We start from the raw sequence: 5,795 nt of genomic DNA, 5'->3' as shown, positions 1-5,795 counted from the left end.
AACTCGGCCGGAAGCGCGATTTCATATTCGCGGGCGACGGTGGAGTTCTTGCGCGTCTCGGCCTGCTCGGCGGCGTTCCAGAGCGCGGCGCGGTCGTTGGCCCATGCCGGGGCGTCGGCGGGCACGACAAGCGCGCTATGCTCGACGCCCTGCTTGCGGGTGTAATCGTGGACGAGGCCAGTGCGCTCGTCCGTGATTTCGACGCCCGCACGATAGGCCGCTGCCGCCGTCGCACTGCGACCGGCGGAACGGCCTATCGTCTTCACCGCAAGATGGAAGCTCGCCATCGCCGCGCACTCCTTCGCCATGTGGCAACATGGCGCGGGCGATAGCCCGCTGGGGTTCAGCGGGTATCCCCTGACGCACGCAAACGCAAGTTTGCATAAGTGCGCCCTTCCTCTCTTTCGCTCGGTCGGGTGTAGTGCTACCAATATCGCATAGCGAAAGGATTGACCATGGCTGCTCCCACGCCAGAGGCTATCGAAACCGCCCGCCGCAAGGTCCAGCAGGCCAAGGCACGGTTGCAGGCATTGGAAGCTCGCGCCGCCACCCTGAACCGCAAGGCTGATGCGCGCCGTAAGATCATCCTCGGCGGCCTGCTCCTCGATGCCGCCATGAAAGACCCCGCATGGGAATCCCGCCTCACTGACCTGATGGATCGGATCAGCCGCGATCAGGACCGCAAGGCGTTCGAGGGCTGGACCTTCAAGGGAGGCCCCGCCGATGCCTGATCCCTTTGACCCTGCCGAGTTCGACGCTCCCCCTACCTCCGATCCCGGCGCGGACTATCGCACCCTGCTAGACGCCATGCGGAAGGCCGGGGCCGAGGGGGTCGCCCAGCAGGTCGCCGCATTGGCCCAGCGGATAGACCAGGACGCCCGCCAGCGCGCCGAATGGACCGCACAGGCAGGCACAGGGGTCGATGCCCTCCACCGGGCCGCTGGACAGCTTCAGCGGATTAGCGCCGGGGTCTGGTGGGATCGCCTGAAGGAATGGATCGCCGCCGCCATGATCGGGCTGGGCCTGATCTTCGCCGCAGCCTTCGCCTATCGCTGGGCGCAGGAACCCAAGATCGAGCGCCAGCTATACGGATGCACCGCACGCTGGGACGCCAAAACCCAAACGTGCAAGGGCAAGTGGGTGCCGTTGCAGGCGGAATAGGGCAGTAATTTATGGGTGTACGAAAATTATTGCCCGACCGATTTAATGGGTGTACATAATATCATGAAAATCGAGTTCGACCCGGCCAAGGATGAGGCCAATATCGCCAAGCACGGCCTATCCTTGCAGGCTGCGGAACGGTTCGATTGGGACACGGCGTTTGAGCGTGAAGATGACCGCTTCGATTATGGAGAGGTCCGGTTCGTCGCCCTGGGCATGATCGGGGATCGCCTGCACGTGCTGGTGTTCACCGAAGGCTCTCATGACGATGCGATCCGCGCCATCAGCCTGCGTCCGGCAGAAAAGCACGAAGCGAGGTTCTATTATGGCCAAGTTTGACCCTGAAATTCACGACGACAACCCGCCGATGGATGCCGCCTTCATGGCCGGGATGAAGCCGTCCCGGCGTGGGCGTCCCAAGTCGCAAGACCCCAAAGTCGAGGTGAAAATCCGCTTGGATGCAAAGACGGTCGAGCATCTGCGCGACAGCGGCCCCGGGTGGCAGACCCGTGTGAACGCCCTGCTAGGTCAGCTTGTGGCGGCGGGGCAAATCTGATCGTGGACCCCACGCAAGCCCGCGAGAGCTTCAAGGTCGAAGCTCTCGCCTCATGGGCTGAGTATCAGCAAACCGGACTGCATCTAACCGGTGGGGAAGTGGCCCGCTGGCTCGATAGCTGGGGCACTGCTGGCGAGGGCGAATGTCCGCCCTGCCATCTGCGCGAAATCGAACGCCCCTGATTTGCCCTCTGGTGCCCGTTAGGGCACCGCCAAGCCTTTGAGCGGTACGAACTCCCCTTAAGCGCCTTCCTGCGCTATACAGGTCGGAAATCGCCCCCCGCACCCCCTGATAGCCAATTGCGACCTTGCAGCGTGTGCGACGTGGAAGGGGGACGGATTCTGTCCGTCACGCACCTAACGTGTGCCGCGACTAGCGGCACTCATTGTTCACTTTTTGTTCCTATCTAAAGGGGCTGCTTCGCCAGCGCTTAGGTCCGCGCTTGCACCCCCTTTAGATCATATAGAAGGGGCAGAAAAAACATCCTTATAAATCAATATGTTACTTGGGGGGGGTGCGCCACCAGCTATGACGCACCCCTGCGTCACCAGCTATGACGCACCCCTGCGCCATCCTTGGCAATCAATTTGCACTCTGTGTCCAATTTATTGACTTGAAATGGGCCTGACAAACCGTCATGCGTGTCAAATTATTGGACACAGATGACGCCCCCCTGCGCCATCTGCGGAGGGTTTTAAAAATGTCCGAGTTGGCGAAGCGGCAACCACCAGGTCACTGGGTTCAGACAGAGCGAGCAGCTCATGAAGCATGGGCGAGTTTGATCGAAAAAGCCCCTAAAGCGGCCCAGCTAATGCACATCCTGACCGCACGGGTTGGTGAGCATAATGCTGTTGTCGTAAGCCAAAAGACCTTGGCAGCATTGATGAAATGCAGCCGTCGCACGGTCCAACGTGCCGTGGATGTTTTGGCCGAGGATCGCTGGATAGAAATTCGCCAGATTGGGGAAAATGGCACCGTAAATGCACACATCATCAACGACCGGGTAGCATGGTCGGGTAAACGTGACGGCCTGCGCTACTCACTGTTCAGTGCTGCGGTCATCATATCGGAAGCAGAACAGCCGGATGCTGAGGAGCTTGGCCAACAAGCGCCATTACGGCGTTTGCCTTCCTTATTCCGAGACGAGCGCCAATTACCAAGCGGCCCCGGCACTCCCCCACCAGCGCAGCCTTTCCTTGACGGTATGGAACCAGACTTGCCTGCCACCCAACAACAGGAACCTGATCCAACGGTACAGCAGGAAATTTCCCAGCTAGTTACTGGGCTGGGTAGCAAGCTTCGTTCATCCGATGCATTTCCCGACGATGATGCAACCGGTATATAGATACTATACAGGCCAATTTAACAGCGAGTGACACCATGGGTATCACCCTAAGAGAAGCGTCAGAAAAGGTCGGTGTCACCCGCCAAACGCTGATGAAGGCAATCAAGACAGGTCGTGTTTCTGCCGAAAAATCAACTAATGGCGAGTGGCGGATTGAACCTGTCGAACTGTTCCGTGTCTGGCCTCCTGCAACCGGGTTGCAGCAACCTTTACATCCAGAATTGACAGATGGTGACACCCCCGGTTTACAGACTGAAAACAGGCTGTTGCGGGAGCAAGTTGCAGAACTGCGCGAAGAACGGAACGCTTGGCGGGAGCAGGCGCAAAGGCTTGCCCTGACCGATCAGCGCACACACCCTCAATCTACTCCCCAGCGCGGATTCTGGTCGCGGCTGTTCAGCCGCCAGGGCGAAAGCCCTAGCGGCGAGGAATAAACGATGGATGCTTCAACCGGCCCTTTATGGTCCCAAGAACAGGCCATTGCTTATGAGGTCGCGCTGGAGGCCATCAACGATGTGATCGCCGGATATAGTGAGCAGATCGCACTAGAGGAGGCTTGTCCCTCGCCAAACATAGCACGGATTGCTTGGCTGGAAATGCGGACCGATCAGGCCGTTTCAGTCCACCACTCACTCAACGTGTACGATGACAGCAACGTCCAGCAGACGATTTCCGAATTTAGCGCCATCGCCCACGCAAGGGATAAATCGTGCTTATCTAAACAGGGATTCTGAAAAATGGAAAAGCCTGACGATTATTTCGACAACATCATAAACGAAATTAAATACAAAAATGAAGATAAAGATAAAAGGCGAGAAAGAGCACTCGCCATCGGAGAGTATTTGCAATCAAATATATATGGCGATGGCTTTTATAAGCTCGATAGGATCGATCCTGAAAAGCTTTCAAATGCCACTAAGTCTATGAAAATCCCTGAAAAAGACGTTGTATTAGCAATTATGGATGACACGACCTTTGGTTCAGCAAAGGAAGGTATAGCGCTATGCGTTGATGGTATTTATTGGAAGGCGTTATTTGAATCGCCATCTCATATATCATGGGACCTAGCTAAAGATTTATACAAATCTGGAAAAATAGAATTTAAGAAGTCGAAAATAGTCTTCGACAAAAAATCTAAAATAGATTTGTTTATCACTCAATTCAAGAAAGCAGATGCACTTTCTTCTATTGAGGGAATACTTAACATCATCTGATCGCAAAGGTGGCTGTAATGAGATTTGAATTATCTGAAAGAATATACACTTCTCGAAACGAAAACGAAGTGATGGACGCCATCCTTCGTGGCTTCAAGAGAGTCGCAGAAACATCAAAAGTCAGCGGCCATGAGATTGTTGTAACAGATGTTAAGGCAACATTTGGGTCAATCAACCGGAAAGACTTAACGAAGATAAATCTTGAACGTGTTCAAGGTGGCTTCGAGATAGTAGCTGATGTAAGATATAGACCATCTGCACTTTTCTGGGTGTTTATATTTTTTGGTCTGATTTTTTATGGAATTGGGTGGACAATTCCGGCTGGTTTTTATTTTTGGCACAAAGGGATTGTCAGAAAAACCATTCAAGAAACTCTTTCCAGAGTAGCTGACAGCTTTAGCCATGAACCACATGCACCATCTCATGATATTACAGCAAATAGTCAAAGCAGTTCTACAGACGACCTAATTAAATTAGCTGCATTGCGCGACAGGGGTTACATAACTGACGAAGAATTTTCAGAGCAGAAAAGCAAAATTCTGCGCTTGAAGTGAGAATATTTTGCAAGACAATCATAAGATAATCTATGCAAATCTATAGGCTCATTCCTCTATCCCTTTGTAAGACCATTTCACGCTCATGGAGCATCTGGCCCACCGCGCGCGCCATCTGGGGCTCGCGCTGGATCCGCTCGATGTAGAGATCCTTGGTACGCTGGTTCGCTCCGTTATAGGCGTCCACCGCCTTGCGGAGCGCCTCCGGGGTCGCCTTCCAGTCACTGTTATGGTCGCCATAGCCGTGGGCGCCCGCCTCGCGCTTCCCGGCTATGGTTCTGAACTTCTCCGCCACCTTCTCCCGTTCCTGTGTCTGCTGGCGCTCCTGTGCCTGCTCACGCGCGCGCTCGGCGGCAAGCTGCTCCTGACGCTGCGCCTCGGCGGCATCGCGCCGATCGCGATCGACCGCGCCGCTCAAGGTCGCCGCGAACGCATGGAGTCTGCCCGATATGCGCTGCCCCGCATCGCGTAGCCACTCGGTTCCCCGCTCGATATACTGGCGCAGGCCCCGCCGCTCGATGACGCCGGCGTTGTGCTGGCCCACCATCGTCACCGGCTCATAGGTCCGCCCCTCCCGCATCGCCTGATGCTCGGCGCGGCGCTCCATCGCCGTCGCGCTCGGCCCCATATGCACGGTCGCCTCCTGCTCGATTCCCTGCCGCTGGTGACTGCGATGGTCCACCCGCTCGACGCTACCGGCGCGCTCAAGGGCCACATTCTGCATCTCGGCCCACCGACCACGCCAGCGCTCGACCTCCCCGCTCGTCTTCTGGTCCAGTTCGCGGGTCTTCTCGCCCAGCCCTTCCGGGCCGATCCGCCGCGTCGTCGTCAGCAGATGGGCATGGTGGTTGCGCTGGTCGCCTTCGCGACCTGGCGCGTGGATCGCCACGTCCACCGCCACCCCATGCCGCTCGCTGATCTCCCGTGCGAGGCCCAGCGCAAGCTCGCGCCGCGCCTCGGCCGAC

Annotated in this window: 11 protein-coding genes; 9 read left to right on the top strand and 2 right to left on the bottom strand. The window is 56.5% G+C overall.

Annotated features, from left to right (window positions below):
• Nucleotides 1-287, bottom strand: a 287-nt coding sequence (locus tag VHN57_RS27730; protein WP_423286644.1) for a MobA/MobL family protein, incomplete at its 3' end; no start/stop codon positions are given.
• A gap of 168 nt (nt 288-455) precedes the next feature.
• Between VHN57_RS27730 and VHN57_RS27725 the strand changes: the two genes are divergently transcribed.
• The 9 genes from VHN57_RS27725 to VHN57_RS27685 all read left to right on the top strand — a co-directional run bounded on the left by VHN57_RS27725 (nt 456) and on the right by VHN57_RS27685 (nt 4,830).
• Nucleotides 456-731: a mobilization protein gene (locus tag VHN57_RS27725; RefSeq protein ID WP_423286642.1), complete on the top strand. Its 276-nt coding sequence runs from the start codon at nt 456-458 to the stop codon at nt 729-731.
• Nucleotides 724-1,161, top strand: coding sequence for a hypothetical protein (locus tag VHN57_RS27720; protein ID WP_423286640.1), 438 nt, complete (start codon nt 724-726; stop codon nt 1,159-1,161). Before VHN57_RS27725 ends, VHN57_RS27720 begins: the two co-directional genes overlap by 8 nt.
• Before the next feature lie 63 nt (nt 1,162-1,224).
• Nucleotides 1,225-1,500 carry a BrnT family toxin gene (locus tag VHN57_RS27715; RefSeq protein ID WP_423286638.1) on the top strand — a complete coding sequence of 92 codons (276 nt, stop codon included), beginning with the start codon at nt 1,225-1,227 and terminating at the stop codon, nt 1,498-1,500.
• Nucleotides 1,487-1,717, top strand: coding sequence for a BrnA antitoxin family protein (locus VHN57_RS27710; protein ID WP_423286636.1), 231 nt, complete (start codon nt 1,487-1,489; stop codon nt 1,715-1,717). The genes VHN57_RS27715 and VHN57_RS27710 overlap by 14 nt, the downstream gene beginning before the upstream one ends.
• 778 nt (nt 1,718-2,495) lie before the next feature.
• Nucleotides 2,496-3,062 (top strand): helix-turn-helix domain-containing protein, encoded by a 567-nt coding sequence (locus VHN57_RS27705; protein WP_423286634.1) that lies wholly within the window; start codon nt 2,496-2,498, stop codon nt 3,060-3,062.
• A 35-nt stretch (nt 3,063-3,097) separates the two neighbouring features.
• The gene (locus tag VHN57_RS27700; RefSeq protein WP_423286632.1) at nt 3,098-3,496 is read left to right on the top strand and encodes a hypothetical protein; all 399 of its coding nucleotides are present in this window, start codon (nt 3,098-3,100) and stop codon (nt 3,494-3,496) included.
• A 3-nt stretch (nt 3,497-3,499) separates the two neighbouring features.
• Nucleotides 3,500-3,796 carry a hypothetical protein gene (locus VHN57_RS27695; RefSeq protein ID WP_423286630.1) on the top strand — a complete coding sequence of 99 codons (297 nt, stop codon included), beginning with the start codon at nt 3,500-3,502 and terminating at the stop codon, nt 3,794-3,796.
• Between the two features lie 3 nt (nt 3,797-3,799).
• Complete coding sequence (locus tag VHN57_RS27690; RefSeq protein ID WP_423286628.1) at nt 3,800-4,276, top strand: hypothetical protein; 477 nt, start codon at nt 3,800-3,802, stop codon at nt 4,274-4,276.
• Between the two features lie 17 nt (nt 4,277-4,293).
• On the top strand, nt 4,294-4,830 hold the full coding sequence (locus VHN57_RS27685; protein ID WP_423286626.1) for an SHOCT domain-containing protein: 537 nt from the start codon (nt 4,294-4,296) through the stop codon (nt 4,828-4,830).
• A gap of 40 nt (nt 4,831-4,870) precedes the next feature.
• On the opposite strand, the gene VHN57_RS27680 is transcribed toward VHN57_RS27685, so the two are convergent.
• Nucleotides 4,871-5,795, bottom strand: a 925-nt coding sequence (locus VHN57_RS27680) for a MobA/MobL family protein (RefSeq protein ID WP_423286624.1), incomplete at its 5' end; no start/stop codon positions are given.

It is taken from the genome of Sphingobium salicis subsp. salicis (assembly GCF_049472635.1).
Lineage (GTDB): Bacteria > Pseudomonadota > Alphaproteobacteria > Sphingomonadales > Sphingomonadaceae > Sphingobium > Sphingobium yanoikuyae_A.
Note: the sequence above shows the minus strand (reverse complement) of the source record. Positions and strands in the feature narration are given on the sequence as shown.

Excerpts from the sequence above, each read along its gene's own strand:
- VHN57_RS27725 (WP_423286642.1), top strand. The coding sequence starts at position 456 with ATGGCTGCTCCCACGCCAGAGGCTATCGAAACCGCCCGCCGCAAGGTC.
- VHN57_RS27720 (WP_423286640.1), top strand. The coding sequence starts at position 724 with ATGCCTGATCCCTTTGACCCTGCCGAGTTCGACGCTCCCCCTACCTCC.
- VHN57_RS27715 (WP_423286638.1), top strand. The coding sequence starts at position 1,225 with ATGAAAATCGAGTTCGACCCGGCCAAGGATGAGGCCAATATCGCCAAG.
- VHN57_RS27710 (WP_423286636.1), top strand. The coding sequence starts at position 1,487 with ATGGCCAAGTTTGACCCTGAAATTCACGACGACAACCCGCCGATGGAT.
- VHN57_RS27700 (WP_423286632.1), top strand. The coding sequence starts at position 3,098 with ATGGGTATCACCCTAAGAGAAGCGTCAGAAAAGGTCGGTGTCACCCGC.
- VHN57_RS27695 (WP_423286630.1), top strand. The coding sequence starts at position 3,500 with ATGGATGCTTCAACCGGCCCTTTATGGTCCCAAGAACAGGCCATTGCT.
- VHN57_RS27690 (WP_423286628.1), top strand. The coding sequence starts at position 3,800 with ATGGAAAAGCCTGACGATTATTTCGACAACATCATAAACGAAATTAAA.
- VHN57_RS27685 (WP_423286626.1), top strand. The coding sequence starts at position 4,294 with ATGAGATTTGAATTATCTGAAAGAATATACACTTCTCGAAACGAAAAC.